Source organism: Streptomyces sp. NPDC041814 (assembly GCF_055590565.1).
Window position 1 is genome coordinate 291,494 of record NZ_JBVJAM010000004.1, and the last position, 18,760, is coordinate 310,253.

The window sequence follows — 18,760 nt, forward strand, 5'->3', positions numbered from 1 at the left end:
TGGTGGGGGGGGGGGGGGGGGGGGGGGGTGCGCCGGGGGGGGGGGGGGTGGGGGGGGGGGGGGGGCCCCCCCGGGGGGGGGGGGGGGGGGCCGGGGGGGGGGGGCCCGGGGCCCGCCGCCGGCCGGACGGTGGGCCGGTCCTAGGCGCAGCTGATGCCGATGCAGACCGTGTTGAGGACCGTCAGCAGGCCGACGCACTCACACGTGGCGGAGAAGCCCGCTTCGGCGCCGACGGGGTCGGTCTCGGGGAGGGCGTGGAGGTGGGCGAGGAGTTCGAGGTCCTGGGTCTGGTTTTCCATGGTTCTCTCCTTCTTCTTGTGGTTCGGCGGCAGGTTCTCTGCCGCTCAGCCCGGCAGCTGGGCGAGCCAGTGCCGGGAGCTCGGGTGGCGGAGACGGAGGAGGAAGGCCAGGATTCCGGCCGATCCGTCGCTCCAGCTGGTCGAGACGTCTCCGTACTCGTTGGGGAAGACGAGGTGCCGGTGGCGGTGGGCGCCTTCGGTGACGGCGAGGCGTCCCATCGCGTCGGCCATGGCATGGTGGGAGGACTCCCCCGTGGCGGCGCTCAGGTCGAGCAGGAAGTCGCCGTTGCCCGCGAGCCCGTGGCACTGGGACAGCGGGGCCCGGGAGGCGCGTTCGGTGACGGCCGGGGCGCTGCGGCGGGCGAGGTCACCGAACCGGTCGTCGCCGGCGGCCCGCCAGAGCCGTACGAGGAAGGTGCCGATGCCGGCCGAGCCGTGGCACCAGTACGGGGCGGTGGGTTCGTCGCCGGCCTGGGCCGGCCACTGGACCGCGTCTCCGATCCGTACGGCGCTGCGCAGGAGGTGTTCGCCGACCTCCACCGCGAGCCGCAGGTGGTCCTGGCGCCCGGAGGCCGCAGCGCCGCACAGGAGGAAGCAGCCGATGCCCGCGGACCCGTGAGCGAAGCCCAGGTACTGCTTGCCGGCCTCACCGGATACCGCCTCGGCGGGGACCGGCCAGCTCACCGCCGACGGGCCGCGCCGCGCGGCGGACGCCAGCCGGTCGGCCGCGTCCTCGGCCAGCGCGGCGAAGCGCGGGTCACCGGTGCGCTGCCAGAGGTGGAGGGCGGCCATGCCGCTGCCTGCGGTGCCGTGGGTGATGTCGTGGTTGAGGGTGGGCTCCTGCGGGGTCAGCGCGAGGGCGAGCGCGTGGTCGGTGAGCGCCTGGTCGGCGAGGGCCCGGCCGGTGTCGTACAGCGCCCAGGCGGTGCCGAGGTCCCCGAAGTGCAGGCCGGGGCGGGCGGTCGCGAGGTGGGTGCGGTCCGCGATCCAGTGGCCTGCCGCCGCGAGGACTTCGGGCAGTCGCGGGTCCCCGGTCAGTTCGAAGTACCGCGTCAGGACGGCCAGGGGTCCGGCGGCCCCCTGTTGCACGGTGCACGGGTTGGTCTCGCCGGCCGCTGTGGACACGGGCCACAGCCGCCGGTCGTCCTCCGGGGTCATGGTGTCGAGCAGATGGTTGACGAGTCCGGCGACGGCTTGGTCCAGTTCCGCGTCCCGTGCCGCGGGTGCCGGTGCGCCGCGCGTGGGGCGGGCGGTCTCCCGGGCGCGGAGGGCTTCGCGCGCCCGGCGGGTGTCCCAGCGGGCGGCGGGCTCGTCCTTCATCAGCCCGGTGATCATCTCGGCCAGGGGGCCCGGGGGTCCGGCGGGTCCGCAGGCGCGGAGCCAGGCGGCGAGCCGTTCCTCGCCGGTCCTGGCGGCGGGTTCCTCGGGCAGCAGGTTCGGCACCTTGCCGGTCAGGACGAAGCATGCGGTGGCGCCGAGGCTGTAGTAGTCGGCCGTCACGGACACCGGCGCGTCCCTCAGGCGCTCGGGGGCGCTGAAGCCGGGGGTGCCCACCCGGGTCGGCAGGCAGGAGCCCGTGTCGTCGGCGGCGAGTTCCAGGTCGATGAGGCGCAGTCCGCCGTCGGGGCGGACCATGACGTTGCCGGGTGTGAAGTCGCGCAGGACGCAGCCGTGGGCGTGGGCCGCCGTGACGAGTTCCACGAGCCGGGCGACCAGGACCCGGGCCTCGCGCCGGTACTCCTCGGCCCCGAGGTCGCGGAAGCGCTCGGCCACCCAGGTGCGCAGGCTGACGCCGGGGACCTCGCTCTGGGCCAGGAACAGGTGCTGTCCGTGCTCGAAGAGGGCGAGGGCGTCCGGGGCGAGCCCGGTGCCCTTCAGCCTGTCCAGCATCCGGGCCTCGGCCCGCAGCCAGTCGCGGACGTCACGCCCGGAGGCGTCGGCCTCCACGTGGGGCCGGGTCTCCTTGATGACGACGGGCGCCCCGGTGGAGACGTCGGTGCCCCGGTAGACGCCGCCCTTGTTGGTGTGCCGGATCGCCTCCCGTACCGCGAAGCGGCCGCCGAGCAGGACGGGCCCGCTCGCCGCCTCCGCCGCTGGGGGTGGCAGGGGCACCGTGGCGGGGAACGGGCAGACGGCCCACGGGGGCGGCGCGTAGTGGCCGCTGCGCTCGTCCTCCACGGGGTTGCCGTCGGGGTCCTCGATGTACCAGATCAACAGGCCCTGGTCCGAGAGCCGTTGCCGCCCGGTGAAGGCGCCGTAGCGGTAGTGCACCACGCTGTACGGGGCGTAGGGCTGGTCGGAGAGGATGCGCGGGCCGGCGAGTCCGGCCGTCGCCGTGTGCAGTTCGCGGGCGAGGCGGACCGCGTCGGCGTCCGAACGCGGGTAGACGGTGATGAACTTTCCGGAGCTGCCCCGGGGCGTGGCGCGGGAGTTGAGGGTGCTCACCTGGTCGAGGGACCGGGCGAACTTGAACGCCGAGGTGTCCGGCAGCAGGACGTCCAGGGCCCTGACGAGGACGGTCGGTGCCGAGGCGGCCGTTGCCGAGAGGTGGAGCTTCCAGCCCTGGTCGCGCCGGGTCGCCGAGCGAGGGGCGACGCGGCACCATGCCTCGTCGGTCCGGGTCGTCCAGCAGTCGCGGGTGCGGGTGGCCTGAAGTGCTCGGTTCAGAAGGCTTTCGAGTGCGGCTTCGGTCGCGTGGCTCGTCATGTGGGGTGTCCCTCCAACGGTGAGGACCGCTGGTCGGAAATTGCCCATGTCACGTGAGCGCGGAACGCGCCCGAGCCGGAATCACCTGCTCCAGCGAGCGTGGGGGGTCGCTGCTGACCGGGTCCGGCGGCGCCCGGCGCACGTGGAGGCGCGCGCCGGAGAACCGTCCACCGACCCCGGGCGCCGGTCCGGGGGCGTGGCATAGGAAGATACGGCTCATGGCGGAAGACGAGCGGTCGGTCGGCTCCGAGAAGACGGCCGACGACGTAGTGCTGATCCGGGTACGGGGCAGCCTGGACGGGTGGTCGGGCAGCGACGAGCTGTCGGCGGCGCTGACCGGCGCGGTGGCGGACGGTCGCGTGCGTACGGTGGTCGACCTCTCCGGCGTGACGTTCGCCGACTCCTCGGCGCTCCACTCCCTGCTGGGCGGTCAGCGGGAACATGTGAAGGCGGGCGTGCCGCTCGTCCTGGCCGGTCCGCTGCACTCCGGTGTGCGCAGGCTCTTCGAGGTCACGGGCACCGCCGGCGCGTTCCGGTTCGCCGACGACGTCGAAACCGCGCTCACGTGCTGAGGGCGTCGGTCCGCCGGGTCGGGGGCGTATGCCGGTGGCGGTAGAAGCAAGCGGAGAAGCGGAGGGTGTGCTGTCGGCCGTTCCGGGAAACGCGGCGGCGGCGCGGGCCATCGTGACCGAACTGCTGGCTGCACACTTCGGGGCCGCGCTCGACACGTGGCCGCCCCATGTCGTGGACGACACGCTGCTGGTGACGTCCGAACTGGTGACGAACGCCTTCCGGCACGGCGGTCGGCTGACCGCGTTCGAGGCCGTGGTCACCGGTGACGGGCTGCGCATCACCGTGGGCGACGCCAGCAGCGAGAGCCCGGCGGAACTGCCCTCCACGGAGCCACGGGTGCGGGCTGAGGCACCCAGGATCGGTGGCTACGGCTGGCCGCTGGTGCGGCTGCTCGCCAGCCGGGTGTCCGTCGGCGTCCACCCGGACGGCAAGCGGATCACGGTGGTGATGGCGCTGCCCGCGCCGCCGTGACGGGGCGCGTCCGGAGGACTGTCAGTCGGTCGTCTCGGTCAGTTCGTCCGGACCTCTCGACTCCTCGGCTCCCGGGGCGAAGAGGTGCCCCGTTCCGGTGATACGGAGCATCCGCTCCATGGAGGGCGGCGGGTCGTCCAGGACGAGGGTGATCCCGCGCGCGGTGGTGCGGCGGTGGATCATCAGCAGGGCGGCGAGCCCCATGGAGTCGCAGAGCCGGAGCCCGGCACAGTCCAGGCGGAGTTCGGCCGGTCCGGGGTCGGCGTCGACACAAGCCGTGGCGCGCGCGCCGAATGCGTCGCTGGTGTCGTAGTCGAGCACACCCGCGAGGCGCAGCCGGGTAATTCCGTCGCCCGTTTCGACGGTGAGGCTGAGGGACGGGACGTTCATTCGGGTGCTCCGGAGTGTGCTGCGGTGGCGTCGGCCAGTGCGGTCCTCGCCCGCTCCAGCGGCCGGACGGCCCGGGGGAAGTCCTTGAGCTCGGCCGCCAGGATGTCCAGGACGGGCCGCAGGGAGTGGGCGGGGACGCGGCGGGCGGTGAGGATGCCGGCGGTCCACGTGATGAAGGTGGTGAACAGGTCGTCGTCGTCGGTGTAGATGGCCACGGTCAGGAATTCCACGATGTGCGCGATGTCCTCGGCGGTGCGCTCGCGCTGCACATCGGTGTACGTGGACATGGCCGGGAACAGTTCGTCCAGTCGCGTCAGTACCTGCTTGACCAGTTGTCCCTGCGAGCGCGCGACCAGGGTGTACTCCTGGTCGACCAGGTGCGGCAGGTCGTCGATCTGCTGCCGTACGTCGGCCGGGGCCGGCGGGGCGAGCCCTGCGGCCAGCAGGTCGGCGGCGGTGCGGGCGTCGGGGGCCCAGGCGTTCGCGCCGAGCATGCCCGCGAAGCGGCCGTCGGGCCCGAAGGCCGCCCCTCCGACGAGGACGGGCACCCCTACGGACTGGCAGGCGGTGATCGCCGCGTGGGCGGAGGGCAGCCGCGTGGGGAGGGAGGACGAGAGGGCGACGACGTCCGCGCCGGTGTCGTGGAGGTGGGCGACGAGATGAGGGGTGGGGACCTGGGCTCCCAGGAAGTCGACCTGCCAGCCCCGCAGGGTGAGGACTTCGGCCAGCAGGCGGGCGGGCAGGGAGTGCCATTCCTGCTCCACGCAGGCGACGGTGACCCTCCCGTGCCGGTGCCGGGGCGCGGCCCGGGCGGCCGGGTGGTGGGCGAGCGCGGTGATCACCCGCTCCACTATGGCGCTGGCAGCGTGCTCCTGGGCCACGGTGAGGCGGTTGGCCGCCCACTCGGTGCCGACCCGCGCCTGTACGGGAGCGATGAGGTCCAGAAGCACCGTTTCGGCGGGCACCCCGTCATCGAGGGCGCCGGTGACGAGTCCGGCCGCGGCGAACTCGTCGCGGTCGAGGGCGGCTGCGGTGAGGAGGCGGTCGCGGAGTTCGGGCAGGCAGGGTGTCATGCGGTGTACCTGCCCCGGGTGTGCCCGTCCACCGCGCTGAGATGGGTGGTCCGGGGTGCGGTGATCGCGACGACGGCCATGTCGTCGTGGCCGCCGCCCCGCACCCACTCGGCGGCGAGCATCTGTATGCGCTCGACCACGGCCTCTCCGGGCATGTCCGCGCATTCCGACAGCGCCCGCTTCAGCCGGGTCTCGCCGAACATCTCGTCGCCCAGCGGGCCGCCCCGGGCCTCGGTGAATCCGTCGGTGTAGAGCAGACAGGTCTCGCCGGGCCGCAGCACGGTTTCGGCGGAACAGGACTCGATGTCGGGCAGCGCCCCCACCAAGGTGCCCCGGGTCCGGATCTCCTCGACCCGGCCGTCCGCCCGCACCACCAGCGGTACGGGATGGCCGGCGGCCGTGAGCCTCAGGCGCACCAGATGGTCCGTCCGCCGGACGGAGGCCAGGACCAAGGTGGCGAAGCGGGTGTGGTGGGAGTTGAGAAGTGCGTCGTTGAGGAGCCGCAGCACCTGCTGGTGGTCGTCCGCCATGGGGATGAGCGCCTGGAGGGTGTTGCGGATCTTGCCGGTGAGCACGGCCGCGTCCAGCCCCTTGCCGCACACGTCACCCAGGACCACCAGCGAGGAGCCGTCCTCGTCGGCGCCCGCCGGGTGGACGTCGTAGAAGTCTCCCCCGACCCGCTCGCGGGCGGCGGCGGGGCGGTAACCGCCGGCGAACTCGACGCCGTGCACGCGGTGCAGCCGGGGCGGCAGCAGGTCCTGCATCAGGGTGCGGGTGATGGCGCTCTGCTCGGCGTACAGGTGGGCGGCCGACAGGGCGGCCCCGGCGCGCGCGGCGAACATCCGGGCGACGGTCTGCTCGTCCTCGGTGAACTGGCCGCCGCTCCGCAGCAGCACCAGGGCGCCCGCGGGGACGCCCTGGCCGGGCAGCGGTGCGACGACGACCGAGGTGATCGGGCCTGTGTACCCCTCGGGGATCACCCACGCGGGAAGCGACGCGGGGTCGATCCAGCGCGAGGGCACGGGCGGAAAGCCCTGGAGCGCTTCGTCCAGGCCGGGAACCTCGGACGGGTCGGCCTCGACGAGGGCGCGCACGGTCTCGCGGCCGGCGACCGCGTGGGCCAGGGGCAGCTTGTCCCCCCTGGCGGGAGAGACGACGACGGCCGCCTCGGCGAGGTACTGGGAGGCGAGCCGGGCCGTCGCGGCGACGCAGCGGTCGGTGTTCAGGGAGGCCAGCAGGACGTTGGACGCCTCCGCGAGGAACGCGGTGCGTTCGCGTTCGGTGGCCAGCGCCTCTTCGGCGAGCCGGCGGTCGGTTTCGTCCACCAGCCACCACACCGCGTCACCATTGGCGCCGTGGCCGGCGTGTGCCTGGTAGCTGCGTCTGCCGATCCACCCCGACGCGGGCGGGACCGTTACCGCGTGAGGGCCGGCGGACGTGCTCGCCGTCGGATCGCGCAGTTCCCGGTCGGCCCGTGCGAGCCAGGCCGGGACCGCGTCGGCCATGGTGGCCCCCGGACGTGCGTACGGCAGGAGCCGGGAGGCCGCGGGGTTCAGCCCGGTCAGCACCCCGTTCGCACCGCTCTCGATCACCGGGTACGGGGCCGTGGACCAGGCGCCGGATGCCGGCCGTTCGCCGGTTTTCGCCGCGGGAGTTCTCTGGGGAGGAGACATGAGGGGGGACCCGCCTGCGGCGAGTCGCACCACCTTCCAACTGGACGGACAAGTATTGCCTTGCGGCAACTATCACGCAGGGCCACCCCCGATGGCAATCGGCCGACCCTCAGCGCCGGTGACGCACCGTCACACCTCTACCGCCCGAGCACGCCCCCGATACGTGACGTTCACGGCGTCTTCACCGGCTCCCTGCTGCGGTCCGCCTCGTCCTGCACGAGGAGGGTGAGCAACGAGGCCACGGACAGACCGGCCTCCGCGGGGTGGCGCAGCACCCTGTCCGGCTCGATGCGGTACGTGTTCGCGCGCCCCTCTCGCGTATGGGAGAGGTATCCGTCCTGTTCGAGGTCGGCGATGATCCGCTGGACGGCTCGCTCCGTGAGCCGGCAGTGCGCGGCGATGTCACGGATCCGGACGGTCGGGTCCTCGGCGATGGTCGCCAGTACACGCGCGTGGTTGGTGATGAACGTCCATCCGGTGTGGGATTCGGGTACTCCAGGCATGCCCCCATCTAAGCGCGACCCCTTGCCCGAACTCAACTACATGACATAGTTTTCGTGTATTCATTGACATGGTGAGAGTCACAGGAGGCTCGGGGTGTCCTACGGCGAAGCCGTCCCGGCAGCGCACATGAGCAGGGCCGGGGCAAGCAGTGCACCCTCGGCGGGCCCGCCACAGGCCGGGGTGACGCAGTACGCGCAGCACGGTGTATGGGTCGTCGCGGCTCACGGCTCGTGCGACGCGCAGTCGATCACGCAACTGACAGAGGCACTGACCACGGCAGCCTGGACGTGGCCGAAGGTGGTCCTGGACGCGTCGGGGATCACCTTCGCGGACTCGTCGCTCCTGAACCTGCTGATCCTCACCCATCAGTCGGTCGCCCTGCGTGTGGCCGGACCCCGGCCCCACCTCCAGCGCCTGCTGCGGATCACGGGCCTCGACGCGGTCCTGTACGTACGGGCCACGGTCGAGGAAGCGGCCGCCTGCTGACCCACGGGGCGGCACGAGTGATCCCTTGACCTGAAGTGCGCTTGAGTTTCTAGCGTGTTCCCGAGTCCATCGCCTGACGACGGGAGCACACACGCCATGATCCTCGTGACCGGAGCCACCGGAAACATCGGAAGCGCCCTGCTGCGAGAGCTGCACGCACAGGGGGCGGGCCCCCTGAGGGCGTTGACGCGCGACGTCTCGCGGGCCGCGTTCCCCGCCGGGATCGAGGCCGTCGAGGGCGACCTCGCGGTACCCGAGTCCCTGGAGCGCGCCCTGGACGGGGTGCGGTCGCTGTTCCTGCCGTCGCGCGTAGGGCCGGACGCCGACATCATCGCGGCGGCGCGACGGGCAGGCGTGGAGCACGTGGTGCTGGTGTCGTCCATCACGGCGCTGACCCATCCGCACCTCGGCCCCGCCGCCGAGAATCTGGCGGTCGAGCGACTGCTCAAGGACAGCGGCATGGCGTGGACCATCCTGCGGCCGACCCAGTTCGCGTCGAACGCACTGCTGTGGGCCGCGTCGATCCGCGCGGGCGAAGCGGTCCGCGCGCCGTTCGCGGATGCGGGGCTGCCCACGATCCATCCCGCGGACATCGCGTCGGTGGCCCGGGTCGCGCTGACCGAGCCCGGCCACCGGGGGCGGGCCTACGCCTTGACCGGCCCGGAGCCGATGCCCGCCCGGTGGCAGGTGGAGGCCGTGGCGGCGGCGATCGGGCGCCCGGTGCCCTTCACGGAGATCGGGCGGCAGGAGGCCCGCCGGTGGATGGCCGGCGTCGTCGGCGAGGAGGACGCGGACGCGGTGCTCGACGTCATGGGAGGAGACGCCAATGAGGAACTGCTGGCCGTGCGCGACACGGTCCGGCACGTCACCGGCACACCGGCCAGGCCGTTCCGGCAGTGGGCCACGGAGCATGCCGACGCCTTCCGCTGAGGCGGGCCCTCCGCGCACGCCCCACCTTGTCGCGCCTATTGTTTTTCGATAGATTTCCATCGTTGCTCGATGGAAGGTGAATCATGGGACGACTGACCGTGGGCGCTCTGCGCGCCATGCTCGTAGTGGTGTGCGCCGGCACCCTGTTCGTACAGGCGGGCATGGCATGGGCGCTGATCAGCGGGAACGACCCGGAGGACGGGTCGATGCCACTGACACCGCTGCGGGTGCTCACGATCGTGGGGATGGTGTCGGTCCAGGTCGTCGCCGTGTGCGTCTGGCGACTCGTGGCGATGGCCCGGCGCGGCACGGTGTTCTCCCACGCCGCCTTCCGTTACGTGGACGGCGTGATCGGCGCCATCGCCTCGGCCGCCCTCGTGTGGTTCGTGGTCACGGCCGTGAACGCCCCGGGGCAGCGGGACGACCCCGGAGTCACCGTCATCATGGCCGGGGTGGGGGTGGGCATTCTGGGGGTCGCCCTCATCGTGCTCGTCCTGCGGGCGCTGCTCGCCCAGGCCGCGCGGATGCGGGCCGAGTTGAACGAGGTGATCTGATGCCGATCACCGTCGACATCGACGTGATGCTGGCCAGGCGGAAGATGTCCGTGGGCGAGCTGGCGGACCGGGTGGGCATCACGCCCGCCAATCTGGCGGTACTCAAGAACGGTCGTGCCAAGGCGGTGCGCTTCACGACGCTCGCCGCTCTCTGCGAGGTCCTCGACTGCCAGCCGGGCGACCTGCTGCGCTGGCGCCCCGAGGAGACGGCGAGCGAGTAGCCCTCATCCAACAGGCCCCGGGTCGTGCGGAATTCCGCCGCCCGGGGCCTTTTTCACACCCTGTCGGGGAAACCTCTTGCGCAATGGTCAAGAAACGTTGACCATTGTGGGCATGCCAACCGATGACGTCCCCGAGACGTTTCATGTCACCACCGACGAACAGTTGCGCGCGGTCTCCAATCTGACGCGCCACCGGATCATGGCCGTGCTGCGCTTCGAGCCCGCGACGATCACGCAGATCGCCGACCGGGTCGGCCTCGCGAAGGGGAGTTCCAGCTATCACGTGCGGCTCCTGGAGCGGGCCGGCCTGGTGAAGGTGGTACGGACGCGCAAGGTGCGGGGCGTCACGGAGCGGTATTACGCGATGGCCGCGCGGTCGATCGAGCTGCCCGACCCCGGCGAAGGAGGGCCGGACGTGCTGATGCGGCACGCGGTGGCGGACCTGGAGGCATCGCCGGCGGGCGGCGAACGGCACGTACGGATGGCGCATCTCCGCCTCACCGACGAGCAGTTCGCGGAGCTGGGGGCGCGGTTGCAGGCACTGGCGGACGAGTACCGGGAGCTCTCCGACCCGTCGCTGCCGGACACCTCGCTCGTCTTCGCACTGTTTCAGCCCGCGCCGGTGCGGGAGACGGAAGGGGGCAACAAGTGACGTCCGGTCAAACGAAGTTGCCTGCCGGATTCGGACGGCTGTGGACCGCCCAGACGGTCTCCTCGCTCGGTGACGGTGTCACCCACGCCGCGCTGCCGCTCATCGCGCTGACGCTGACGCGCGACCCGATGGCCCTCGCCGTCGTCACGGCCTCGGGCACGCTGCCGTGGCTGCTCTTCGGGGTCCTCGGCGGTGCGCTGGTGGACCGCTGGGACCGACGGCGCACCATGTGGGTGGCGGACACGGTGCGTGCCGTGCTGCTCGCGATACCGGCGGTGGCGGCCGGGCTCGACCTGCTGAGCATTCCGTTGCTCGCCGCCGTCGCGTTCCTGCTCGGTCTCGGCGGGCTCTTCTTCGACACCGCCGCAACGGCCTACCTGCCGGACCTGCTCAGCCGCGACCCCGGGCAACTGGAGCGCGCCAACTCCCGCTTGCGCGGCGCCCAGACAGCGATGTCCGGGTTCGCGGGGCCGCCCGCGGGCAGCGCGCTGCTGGCGCTGGGGCGGGTGGTTCCGCTGGTCGCCGACGCCGTGTCCTTCGCCCTCTCCGCCTTCCTCGTACGTACGCTGCCGGTCATGCCCCGGCCCGTGCCGGAGGCCCGCGATTCGCTGCTCAAGCAGGCCCGGGCCGGCGCGTCCTACGTCTTCCGCAACCGGTTGCTGCTGGGGCTGGCGCTGCGCCCGGCGGTCGGGAACATCGCCTTCCTCGCCGTGGAGACGGTCCTCGCCCTCTTCGCCCACGACCGCCTCGGCATCGGCGCGTACGGCTTCGGGCTGCTGCTCACCGCGGAAGCGACCGGCGGCCTGCTCGGCGCGGCCATCGCCTCGCGACTTGGCCGGCTCCTCGGCACCGGCACCGCCCTGACCTGCACGGCCGCCATCGAGGGCCTGGCGATCCTGGGGCTGGCCACCGCCTCGAACCCGTACGTCGCCGGGCTCGCGCTCGCCGTCTGCGGGGCGGCCATGGGCGCCACGATGGTGCTCGCGCCCTCGCTCCGGCAGGCGATCGTCCCGGGCCACCTGATGGGCCGGGTCGCGTCGACCTCACGGATGCTCGCGATGTGCGCCGCGCCTATGGGGGCGTTCCTCGGCGGCTGGCTGGCGACCGCGTACGACCTCCGCACCCCGCTCTACACCGCCGCCGCGCTGCTTCTGACGATGACGGCCGTCACCGCGTCCATGACGAACAACCGCCGCGTCGAAGCGGCGCTGCGCGCGGCCGCCCCGGCTGGGGAGACCCCCCGGGACGGTGTACCCGGCCCGGTGTGAACTCCTCCCCCTCCGGCCCGCCCGATCCCCGCACCAGGGCTCGGGCGGGCCGCGTTCACTTGCTCTCTTCCGCGAGCGTATGGGCGACCAGGGCGTTGGCGTGGCCGTGGCCCAGGCCGTGTTCGGTCTTGAGCCAGGCGACGAGCTCCATGTGCCTGGCCAGGCCGGACGCGCGGATCAGGTCCTTCCACTCCTCGACGGGGCGGCCGTACTTCTTCTCGATGGAGGGGAAGTAGCTGGCGGGTCCCTTTACCTGCGCGGTCATGCGAGTGCCTCCTCGGGATGCGGGTGTACGTGATCGTGCCGACTGCTGCCGAGCACTACACCTGTTCGCCGCCGAAGAAGGCTGCGAGGACCGGCGCCAGGCTCCGCGCGGCGATGTCGTGCTCCTCGCCGGGGAAGACCCGGAGGGTGAAGTTGTCGCCCGTCGCCGCGAGTTCGCGGGCGCCGGCCAGCATGTGCGGATCGCCCATGTCTCCGCTGCCGACGAGCACCGGCACGGTCACCGGGGCCCAGCGTTCGACCGGCAGCGGTCGGCCGGACATGGTGTCGCCCATGATCCGGCCGTCGTACGAAAGGGTGTGGGCGACCGCTTCCAGGTCCGCCCAGAACGGCGCCTGCCGCATGCCCTCGACCGCCTCGCCGGGCACGCCGACCGCCGCCGTCATGAAGTACGCGACGGCGTCCCCGTAGGCCTCGCGGCCGGCCAGTTCCGTCAGGTGCGCCACGTAATCGGCGGGCAGCGGCGGCCGGCTGTCGTCCGTGATGAACGGCGGCTCGTACAGCGCGAGACGCGGAACGGCACTCCCCCGGGCCGTCGCCTCCAGGGCGAGCACGGCGCCCGAGGACATCCCGAAGAGCATCGCGGAGCCGCCGCCCGGGCCCTCGATGAGCGCGTCGATGTCCTCGATCTCACGGCGCACCTCGTACGCGGGGCCGTCGCCGCTGTCGCCCCGGCCACGGCGGTCGTACGTGATCACCGTGAACTCACCGGCCAGCAGCGCGGCGAGTTCGGCGGAGGCGCCCCGGGTCATCAGGGCGCCGCCGACGAGCACCACGGCCGGGCCCGTTCCCTGCTTCTCGAACGCGATGGCCGTCCCGTCGGCGGAGATGACCTTGTCCACGGTCCTGCTCATGCGAAATACCCCCACTGATGCATGGTTGACATGGTTTGTTCCCCGGCCGCGACGAGTCGCGAACTGGAACTGGACGGTACAGTACTCACACGAGTACTGATCAGTCCAGTACTCTTCGGGGCAGGCAACGGGGACGTGGAGAGGGAGCCGAAGATGGACAGCCGGTCAGCGCGGAAGCACCAGGCGATCCTGGACGCCGCGACCGCTGTGTTCCTGAACAAGGGATACGCGGGCACGAGCATGGACGACATCGCGAAGCTGGCCGCGGTCTCCAAGCAGACCGTCTACAAGCACTTCGCGGACAAGGAGAAGCTGTTCGCGGAAATCGTGCTGGCCACCACGGACCGCATCGACGCCCTGGTCAACCTGGTGGCGGACATCCCCGACGACCCGCAGACCCTCGGCGAGAACCTGACCCGGCTCGCCCGGCAGTTCCTCACTGCTCTGACCCGGCCCCAGGTGATCCAGCTGCGGCGCCTGATCATCGCCAACGCCGACGCCTTCCCCGAGCTCGGCGCGGCCTGGTACGAGCAGGGGTTCGAGCGGGTCCTCGCCACCCTGGCGGACACCTTCCGCCGCCTCACCGATCAGGGGCTCCTCAAGACCCCGGACCCACTGCTGGCCGCCCACCACTTCTCCGGGATGCTGCTGTGGATCCCGGTGAACCAGGCCATGTTCCACGGCAGCGCCCAGTACACCGACGCCGACCTGAACCGTTTCGCGGACGGCGGCATCAGAGCCTTCCTGGCCGCCTATGCGTGACCACGTTCAGGCTCAGGGCACCTTGGGGCCGTCGAGGAAGCTGCCGTCCGCCGCGTACGGCCAGGCGTTCGAGACGCAGCCGTGCAGGCCCTTGATCTGCTGCATCATCACCGGGGCGGGCCGGCCGGGACCGGGGCATTCCCGGTGGTCGTAACCCAGCCAGTGACCGACCTCGTGGTTGATGATGAGTGCCCGGTACTCCTCGGGCGGCCCGGCGAACTCAGGGGAACCCAGCTGCCAGCGCTTGAGGTTGACGGCCACCGTCCGCCCGACCCGGCAGTTGAGTTCGCCCTCGGTGTCCAGGCCGCCGGTGGCGCAGATGGCGTCGGCCGTGTCCGGGGTGGCGATGCGGATGACCAGCGTGGCGCTGTCGTCGGCGACCTGCCGGAAGGTGACTCCGGCCCCCCGCGCCCAGCCCCGTTCGTCGTCGAGGATCGCGGCGATCTGCCCGGCGGCGTCATCCGGGTCGACACCTATGTCGTCCTCGACCTCCACGCGGTACGGCCGGCCCGGCCCGGTGCGGTGCGCGTCGGCCCTCGCGACGGTGAAGGTGCCGGGTCCGGACTCCGGCACGGACGCGGCACCGTCGGCGGTGGCCTCGGGGGTGGGGTCCTCGCCGCGGGGTTCCGGTTTCCCGGCGACGGCGGCGGGCGTCGCGGCCGGGCCGGACGTGCCGGGAAGTCCGCGGCCGGTGAGCAGGAGGACCGCGGCTGCGGCGAGGGCCAGCAGCGCCACCGTGACGGCTGCCCCGGGACGCCGCCGGGCCGAGGCCCGGTGGCTGCGTGTCGCGGGAGAGCGGCCGGTCACTTCGCGGCCCCCTCGCGCGGCAGCGACCACCGGGTGGACGCGAGGGAGGCCACAACGGCTCCGGTCGCGTTGACCAGCACGTCGTCCACCGACGAGACCCTGTCGAGCCGGAGCACGTACTGCAGGGTCTCCAGCAGGACCGACAGACCGGCGCCGAGCGCCAGGACGCGTGGCAGCGACGCCAGCGCGGCGTACCGCATCGGGGCGAAGAAGCCGAGCGCGGCGAACACCAGCAGATTGCCGAGCAGCCCGAGCGGCCCCATCGTGACCAGGTCCACCAGCGGGACCAGGCTGACGCGGCCGGGAACCTCGCCCGCGTGCGCGCCCGGCATCAGGATGAGCCACACCCACGGCACTGTCCCGTGCACCATGCCGACCTCGGCCAGCGAGGCGCGCCGCGCCCGGCCCGGCTCGACGCCCGCCGCCCGGCGCCTGCGCGTCAGGAACCACACGATCAGCGCGGACAGCGGCAGCGCGGCCACCATGGCCAGCATCACGCCGTTGAACGTCCAGAACCAGGCGTACCAGCCACCGCGCACGACCATGGGCACGGACACCACGAACATGCGCAGTACGAACGGGGCGAAGGCCGCCGCTACGACGCCGAGGGCGGTGAGCACGGCCAGGCGGACGACTCTTCGGACGCGACGGGGCGAGGTGGGCAGCGCGGAATTCTGATCCATGCCCCCTACTCCACACGCAGGGCGGTTGCGAGGGCGTATGCGTATTTCCATACGCGGGCGATATGTGCGGTCAGGGGCCCGGCGTGGAGGCGGCGGGCAGTTCGACCGTGACGCGGAGTCCGCCCTCGGGTCGCGCGGTAAGGGTGAGCGTGCCGTCGTGGGCGTGGGTGATGGACCGGACGATGGCCAGTCCGAGCCCGGCGCCGGGGTGGTCGGTGTGGACGCGTTCGGTGCCGCGCTGGAACGGTTCGGTGAGGCGCGGGACGAGGTCGGGGGGCACGGGATCGCCGGTGTTCTCGACAGTGAGCACCACGGTGGCCGGGCGGACCTCGGTGGTGACCCGTACGCTGCCGTGTTCGGGCCGGTTGTGGACGATCGCGTTGTGCACGAGGTTGGCGGTCAGCTGGAGCAGGAGGGCCGGCGATCCGGTCGTGGGGGCGATGTCGCCTTCGGTTTCCAGGGTGACACCGTGTTTTTCGGCGAGTGGCAGCAGCGTTTCGGCCGCCTCCTCCGCCAGGAGGGAGAGGTCGACGTCCTCGCGTGTGAAGGTCTGCCGGTCCGCCCGGCTGAGCAGGAGCAGCGCCTCGGTGAGGTCGATGGCCCGGCTGTTGACGGTGTGGAGGCGGTCGAGGAGCGGGTCGGTCGCACGGCCCGGGTCGGCGCGGGCCACGTCGAGCAGGGCCTTCGTCACGGCGAGCGGGGTGCGCAGTTCGTGGGAGGCGTTGGCGGCGAATCTCTGCTGTTCACCGACGTGCGCTTCGAGTTGGGCGAGCATCGTGTCGAAGGCGTCGGCGAGTTCGCGGAACTCGTCCTGGCGCCCGGGCAGTCGGATGCGGTGGGACAACGATCCCGCGGCGGCTGTGCGGGTGGCCTGCGTGATGCTGTTGAGCGGGGCGAGCATGCGGCCGGCGAGAATCCATCCGCCGCCGAGCCCGAACACCAGCAGGGACGCCAGTGTCACGGCGGCCAGCGGGGCGAAGTCGCGGGCGACGGCGAGTTGGTAGTCGGGCACGAAGACCAGCCCGATGTGCGGGACGCGCGTCAGGAACAGCCACCCGGTGGCGAGCATCAGGACGCCGGCCAGCAGGACGAACCCGGTGTAGCTGAGAGTGAGCTTGAGGCGGATGCTCGGGCCGGGCTGTCTACCCATGGGCCGTCGCCCCGTCGCCCGGTCCCGGCGCGGTGTCGATGCGGTAGCCGACGCCCGGCACGGTGGCGATGATCCACGGCTCACCGAGTCGCTTGCGCAGCGCGGAGACGGTGATGCGTACGGCGTTGGTGAAGGGGTCGGCGTTCTCGTCCCACGCGCGTTGCAGCAGTTCCTCGGCGCTGACGACCCCGCCTTCGGCGGCGACGAGGACTTCGAGCACCGCGAACTGTTTACGGGTCAGCGCGACGTACCGGCCGTCGCGGTAGGTCTCGCGGCGGAAGGGGTCCAGGCGCAGGCCCGCCACCTCCCGCACGGGCGGCCGGCTGTGCGCGCGTCTGCGGTCGAGCGCCCGGAGCCTGAGCACCAGCTCGCGCATGGCGAACGGCTTGGTGAGGTAGTCGTCGGCGCCGAGTCCGAAGCCGGACGCCTTGTCGTCGAGACGGTCGGCCGCGGTGAGCATCAGGATCGGCATGCCGCTCCCGGAGGCGACGATCCGCTTGGCGATCTCGTCCCCGGAGGGCCCGGGAATGTCCCGGTCGAGGACGGCGATGTCGTAGCTGTTGACGCCCAGCAGTTCGAGCGCGGTGTCGCCGTCGCCCGCGATGTCGGCCGCGATGGCCTCCAGGCGCAGACCATCGCGGATGGCTTCCGCCATAAACGGCTCGTCCTCGACGATCAGCACACGCATGCGGCCATGCTACGAGCCGCCGCATATCGTCGGTGTATTTGAAACGGCGGGCGTCCGCCGGACGCGATCCGCCGGACGGGCCTTAGGGCGTGTTTCGGAAGTCCCGCCTGTCCGGCGGGCGGACGGCGCTACGTCCGATACACGCCCTAGACGGGGTTGGTGGCGAACAGGTCGAGGTGGCCGCACTTGGGGCAGCGGAACGCCTCGATCTGCCGGCGCGGCCGGCCCATGCGCTTGGCGCCGCCGAAGACCCCGCGTTCCAGCGCGCCCTCGATCCAGCGGGCGTACCCGCGCGAGTGGTCTCCGGCATCCTCGATGAAGCCGTCCTCCAGGCCGACGGTTCCGCAATGGGTGCACGTGAGGTGGTTCATGCGACGAGTCTAGGTACGCGCCCCGGCCGGGAGGGCCTGGGGCTTCGAACGGTTGCCCAACCGGTACGTACGCGTGGGGCGCCCGCCCGCCGGGGCAGACTGCCGGTGACCGTCGCCCTCGCGCACCACCTGGACCCCGGAGTCGCAGCATGCCCCGCACCGGCCGCCTGTCGGACGTTCTCGTCTTCACCCGCACCACGGACTACCGCCATGACTCGATCCCCGCCGGGCGGGCGGCCCTGCGTGAGCTCGGCGAGGAGTACGGGTTCGGGGTGGAGTGCTCCGAGGACCCCTCGGTCTTCACCGACGCGTCCCTGGCCGGGCGCGGTGCGGTGGTCTTCCTGTCCACCAGCGGGGACGTGCTCACCCCGGACGGGCGCGCCGCGCTCCGGCGCCGGCTCTCCGGCGGCTGCGGTTTCATGGGGGTCCACTCCGCCGCGTGCACCGAGTACGACTGGCCGTACTACGGGGAGCTGCTCGGTGCGCGCTTCGCCGGGCATCCCGCCTTCCAGCCGGGCACTGTGCTGATCGAGGACCGCGACCACCCGGCGACACGCCATCTTCCGCCGCGCTGGGACCGGAACGACGAGTGGTACGACTTCCGGAGCAACCCGCGCCGTCTGCCCAGGGTGCGCGTCCTGGCGACGATCGACGAGACCGGTTACGAGGGCGGTGGCATGGGGCCCGACCACCCCTTGGTCTGGTGCCGGGAGTCCGGCGCGGGCCGCGCGTTCTACACGGCCCTCGGACACGCGGCGGCCGCCTACACAGACCCGGCGTTCCGCGCCCACCTGCTGGGCGGCCTGCGGTGGGCGGCTCAGTAGGCGTGTCCGCGGCAGTCCGGTGTGGCGGCGTAAAAGGAGAGGACGGGCTCGTGGATCGTTGGCAGGATGCCCGGGTTCGGCTCTCTACCGATTGGACCCCCGCACCATGCCCCGTGCCGTCACCCTGATCCGCTCGGCCGCCCTCTCCGATGTCGCCGAGTACGCGTACGCGGCCACGGCCCCCGCCGAGTCCCGGCTGATCTTTCTCGCCGGGGCGTGCCCGTTGAACGCCGACGGTTCGACGGCGGCGCTCGGGGACTACGCGGGCCAGGCCCGCAAGGCCGTCGAGAACATGGGGACCGCCCTCCGTGCCGCCGGTGCGTCGCTCCACGACGTCATCAGCACCCGGGTGCTTGTGGCGTCGAGCCGCCAGGAGGATCTGGTGGCGGCCTGGCAGGTCGTCAGGGACACCTTCGGCGACCATGACGTGCCCAGCACGCTGATGGGCGTCACCGTGCTGGGTTACAAGGATCAACTGGTCGAGATCGAGGCGGTCGCCGCCGTGCTCGACGCCTGACGACAGGCCCTCGGGCCTGTCG

The 18,760-nt window shown here is 72.2% G+C and carries 24 protein-coding genes; 11 read left to right on the forward strand and 13 right to left on the reverse strand.

Features of this window, described 5'->3' with window-relative positions; genetic code table 11:
• Positions 1-140: 140 nt before the first annotated feature.
• Both ACZ6C6_RS13790 and lanL read right to left on the reverse strand, forming a co-directional pair.
• Positions 141-299 carry a VenA family class IV lanthipeptide gene (locus ACZ6C6_RS13790; protein WP_018104907.1) on the reverse strand — a complete coding sequence of 53 codons (159 nt, stop codon included), beginning with the start codon at positions 297-299 and terminating at the stop codon, positions 141-143.
• A gap of 45 nt (positions 300-344) precedes the next feature.
• Complete coding sequence (gene lanL, locus ACZ6C6_RS13795; protein ID WP_469202321.1) at positions 345-3,005, reverse strand: class IV lanthionine synthetase LanL; 2,661 nt, start codon at positions 3,003-3,005, stop codon at positions 345-347.
• A gap of 218 nt (positions 3,006-3,223) precedes the next feature.
• Here lanL and ACZ6C6_RS13800 point away from each other — a divergent pair, with 218 nt between their 5' ends.
• Both ACZ6C6_RS13800 and ACZ6C6_RS13805 read left to right on the forward strand, forming a co-directional pair.
• Complete coding sequence (locus ACZ6C6_RS13800; protein ID WP_469202323.1) at positions 3,224-3,577, forward strand: STAS domain-containing protein; 354 nt, start codon at positions 3,224-3,226, stop codon at positions 3,575-3,577.
• 67 nt (positions 3,578-3,644) lie between these two features.
• Complete coding sequence (locus ACZ6C6_RS13805) at positions 3,645-4,049, forward strand: ATP-binding protein (RefSeq protein ID WP_469202325.1); 405 nt, start codon at positions 3,645-3,647, stop codon at positions 4,047-4,049.
• A gap of 21 nt (positions 4,050-4,070) precedes the next feature.
• On the opposite strand, the gene ACZ6C6_RS13810 is transcribed toward ACZ6C6_RS13805, so the two are convergent.
• The 4 genes from ACZ6C6_RS13810 to ACZ6C6_RS13825 all read right to left on the reverse strand — a co-directional run bounded on the left by ACZ6C6_RS13810 (position 4,071) and on the right by ACZ6C6_RS13825 (position 7,688).
• A complete protein-coding gene (locus tag ACZ6C6_RS13810) occupies positions 4,071-4,439 on the reverse strand; it encodes an STAS domain-containing protein (protein ID WP_469202327.1) in 369 nt (122 codons plus the stop codon).
• Positions 4,436-5,512 carry a cobalamin B12-binding domain-containing protein gene (locus ACZ6C6_RS13815; RefSeq protein ID WP_469202329.1) on the reverse strand — a complete coding sequence of 359 codons (1,077 nt, stop codon included), beginning with the start codon at positions 5,510-5,512 and terminating at the stop codon, positions 4,436-4,438. Before ACZ6C6_RS13815 ends, ACZ6C6_RS13810 begins: the two co-directional genes overlap by 4 nt.
• A complete protein-coding gene (locus tag ACZ6C6_RS13820) occupies positions 5,509-7,185 on the reverse strand; it encodes a SpoIIE family protein phosphatase (RefSeq protein WP_469202331.1) in 1,677 nt (558 codons plus the stop codon). Before ACZ6C6_RS13820 ends, ACZ6C6_RS13815 begins: the two co-directional genes overlap by 4 nt.
• Positions 7,186-7,355: 170 nt before the next feature.
• Entirely contained in the window at positions 7,356-7,688 is a 333-nt protein-coding gene (locus ACZ6C6_RS13825; protein ID WP_469202333.1) for a helix-turn-helix transcriptional regulator, read from the reverse strand.
• A gap of 94 nt (positions 7,689-7,782) precedes the next feature.
• Between ACZ6C6_RS13825 and ACZ6C6_RS13830 the strand changes: the two genes are divergently transcribed.
• The 6 genes from ACZ6C6_RS13830 (at position 7,783) to ACZ6C6_RS13855 (ending at position 11,800) form a co-directional block, all read left to right on the forward strand.
• Complete coding sequence (locus ACZ6C6_RS13830; protein ID WP_469202335.1) at positions 7,783-8,175, forward strand: STAS domain-containing protein; 393 nt, start codon at positions 7,783-7,785, stop codon at positions 8,173-8,175.
• Between the two features lie 96 nt (positions 8,176-8,271).
• Entirely contained in the window at positions 8,272-9,105 is an 834-nt protein-coding gene (locus ACZ6C6_RS13835; protein WP_469202337.1) for an NAD(P)H-binding protein, read from the forward strand.
• Positions 9,106-9,188: 83 nt separating this feature from the next.
• Positions 9,189-9,659 carry a DUF2975 domain-containing protein gene (locus ACZ6C6_RS13840; protein WP_469202338.1) on the forward strand — a complete coding sequence of 157 codons (471 nt, stop codon included), beginning with the start codon at positions 9,189-9,191 and terminating at the stop codon, positions 9,657-9,659.
• Positions 9,659-9,880, forward strand: a complete 222-nt coding sequence (locus tag ACZ6C6_RS13845) for a helix-turn-helix domain-containing protein (RefSeq protein WP_469202341.1) — start codon at positions 9,659-9,661, stop codon at positions 9,878-9,880. Before ACZ6C6_RS13840 ends, ACZ6C6_RS13845 begins: the two co-directional genes overlap by 1 nt.
• A 112-nt stretch (positions 9,881-9,992) precedes the next feature.
• On the forward strand, positions 9,993-10,532 hold the full coding sequence (locus ACZ6C6_RS13850; protein WP_469202343.1) for an ArsR/SmtB family transcription factor: 540 nt from the start codon (positions 9,993-9,995) through the stop codon (positions 10,530-10,532).
• Positions 10,529-11,800 carry an MFS transporter gene (locus ACZ6C6_RS13855; RefSeq protein WP_469202345.1) on the forward strand — a complete coding sequence of 424 codons (1,272 nt, stop codon included), beginning with the start codon at positions 10,529-10,531 and terminating at the stop codon, positions 11,798-11,800. Before ACZ6C6_RS13850 ends, ACZ6C6_RS13855 begins: the two co-directional genes overlap by 4 nt.
• Positions 11,801-11,855: 55 nt before the next feature.
• On the opposite strand, the gene ACZ6C6_RS13860 is transcribed toward ACZ6C6_RS13855, so the two are convergent.
• Positions 11,856-12,065 carry a DUF4287 domain-containing protein gene (locus ACZ6C6_RS13860; protein WP_469202346.1) on the reverse strand — a complete coding sequence of 70 codons (210 nt, stop codon included), beginning with the start codon at positions 12,063-12,065 and terminating at the stop codon, positions 11,856-11,858.
• Between the two features lie 55 nt (positions 12,066-12,120).
• Positions 12,121-12,936, reverse strand: a complete 816-nt coding sequence (locus tag ACZ6C6_RS13865) for an alpha/beta fold hydrolase (protein WP_469202347.1) — start codon at positions 12,934-12,936, stop codon at positions 12,121-12,123.
• A gap of 153 nt (positions 12,937-13,089) precedes the next feature.
• On the opposite strand from ACZ6C6_RS13865, the gene ACZ6C6_RS13870 reads away from it, so the two are divergent.
• Positions 13,090-13,698 (forward strand): TetR/AcrR family transcriptional regulator, encoded by a 609-nt coding sequence (locus tag ACZ6C6_RS13870; protein ID WP_469202348.1) that lies wholly within the window; start codon positions 13,090-13,092, stop codon positions 13,696-13,698.
• A gap of 12 nt (positions 13,699-13,710) precedes the next feature.
• On the opposite strand, the gene ACZ6C6_RS13875 is transcribed toward ACZ6C6_RS13870, so the two are convergent.
• From ACZ6C6_RS13875 to ACZ6C6_RS13895, 5 genes are all read right to left on the reverse strand, one after another.
• Positions 13,711-14,505: a DUF3152 domain-containing protein gene (locus tag ACZ6C6_RS13875; RefSeq protein WP_469202350.1), complete on the reverse strand. Its 795-nt coding sequence runs from the start codon at positions 14,503-14,505 to the stop codon at positions 13,711-13,713.
• On the reverse strand, positions 14,502-15,188 hold the full coding sequence (locus tag ACZ6C6_RS13880; RefSeq protein WP_469202352.1) for a VanZ family protein: 687 nt from the start codon (positions 15,186-15,188) through the stop codon (positions 14,502-14,504). The genes ACZ6C6_RS13875 and ACZ6C6_RS13880 overlap by 4 nt, the downstream gene beginning before the upstream one ends.
• Before the next feature lie 70 nt (positions 15,189-15,258).
• Entirely contained in the window at positions 15,259-16,338 is a 1,080-nt protein-coding gene (locus ACZ6C6_RS13885; RefSeq protein ID WP_469202354.1) for a sensor histidine kinase, read from the reverse strand.
• Complete coding sequence (locus ACZ6C6_RS13890; RefSeq protein ID WP_469202356.1) at positions 16,331-17,026, reverse strand: response regulator transcription factor; 696 nt, start codon at positions 17,024-17,026, stop codon at positions 16,331-16,333. Before ACZ6C6_RS13890 ends, ACZ6C6_RS13885 begins: the two co-directional genes overlap by 8 nt.
• A 146-nt stretch (positions 17,027-17,172) precedes the next feature.
• Positions 17,173-17,397 carry a hypothetical protein gene (locus ACZ6C6_RS13895; RefSeq protein WP_469202358.1) on the reverse strand — a complete coding sequence of 75 codons (225 nt, stop codon included), beginning with the start codon at positions 17,395-17,397 and terminating at the stop codon, positions 17,173-17,175.
• Positions 17,398-17,546: 149 nt separating this feature from the next.
• Between ACZ6C6_RS13895 and ACZ6C6_RS13900 the strand changes: the two genes are divergently transcribed.
• Both ACZ6C6_RS13900 and ACZ6C6_RS13905 read left to right on the forward strand, forming a co-directional pair.
• A complete protein-coding gene (locus ACZ6C6_RS13900) occupies positions 17,547-18,221 on the forward strand; it encodes a ThuA domain-containing protein (protein ID WP_469202359.1) in 675 nt (224 codons plus the stop codon).
• Positions 18,222-18,327: 106 nt separating this feature from the next.
• Positions 18,328-18,738, forward strand: coding sequence for a RidA family protein (locus ACZ6C6_RS13905; RefSeq protein ID WP_469202361.1), 411 nt, complete (start codon positions 18,328-18,330; stop codon positions 18,736-18,738).
• The last annotated feature ends 22 nt before the right edge of the window (positions 18,739-18,760 follow it).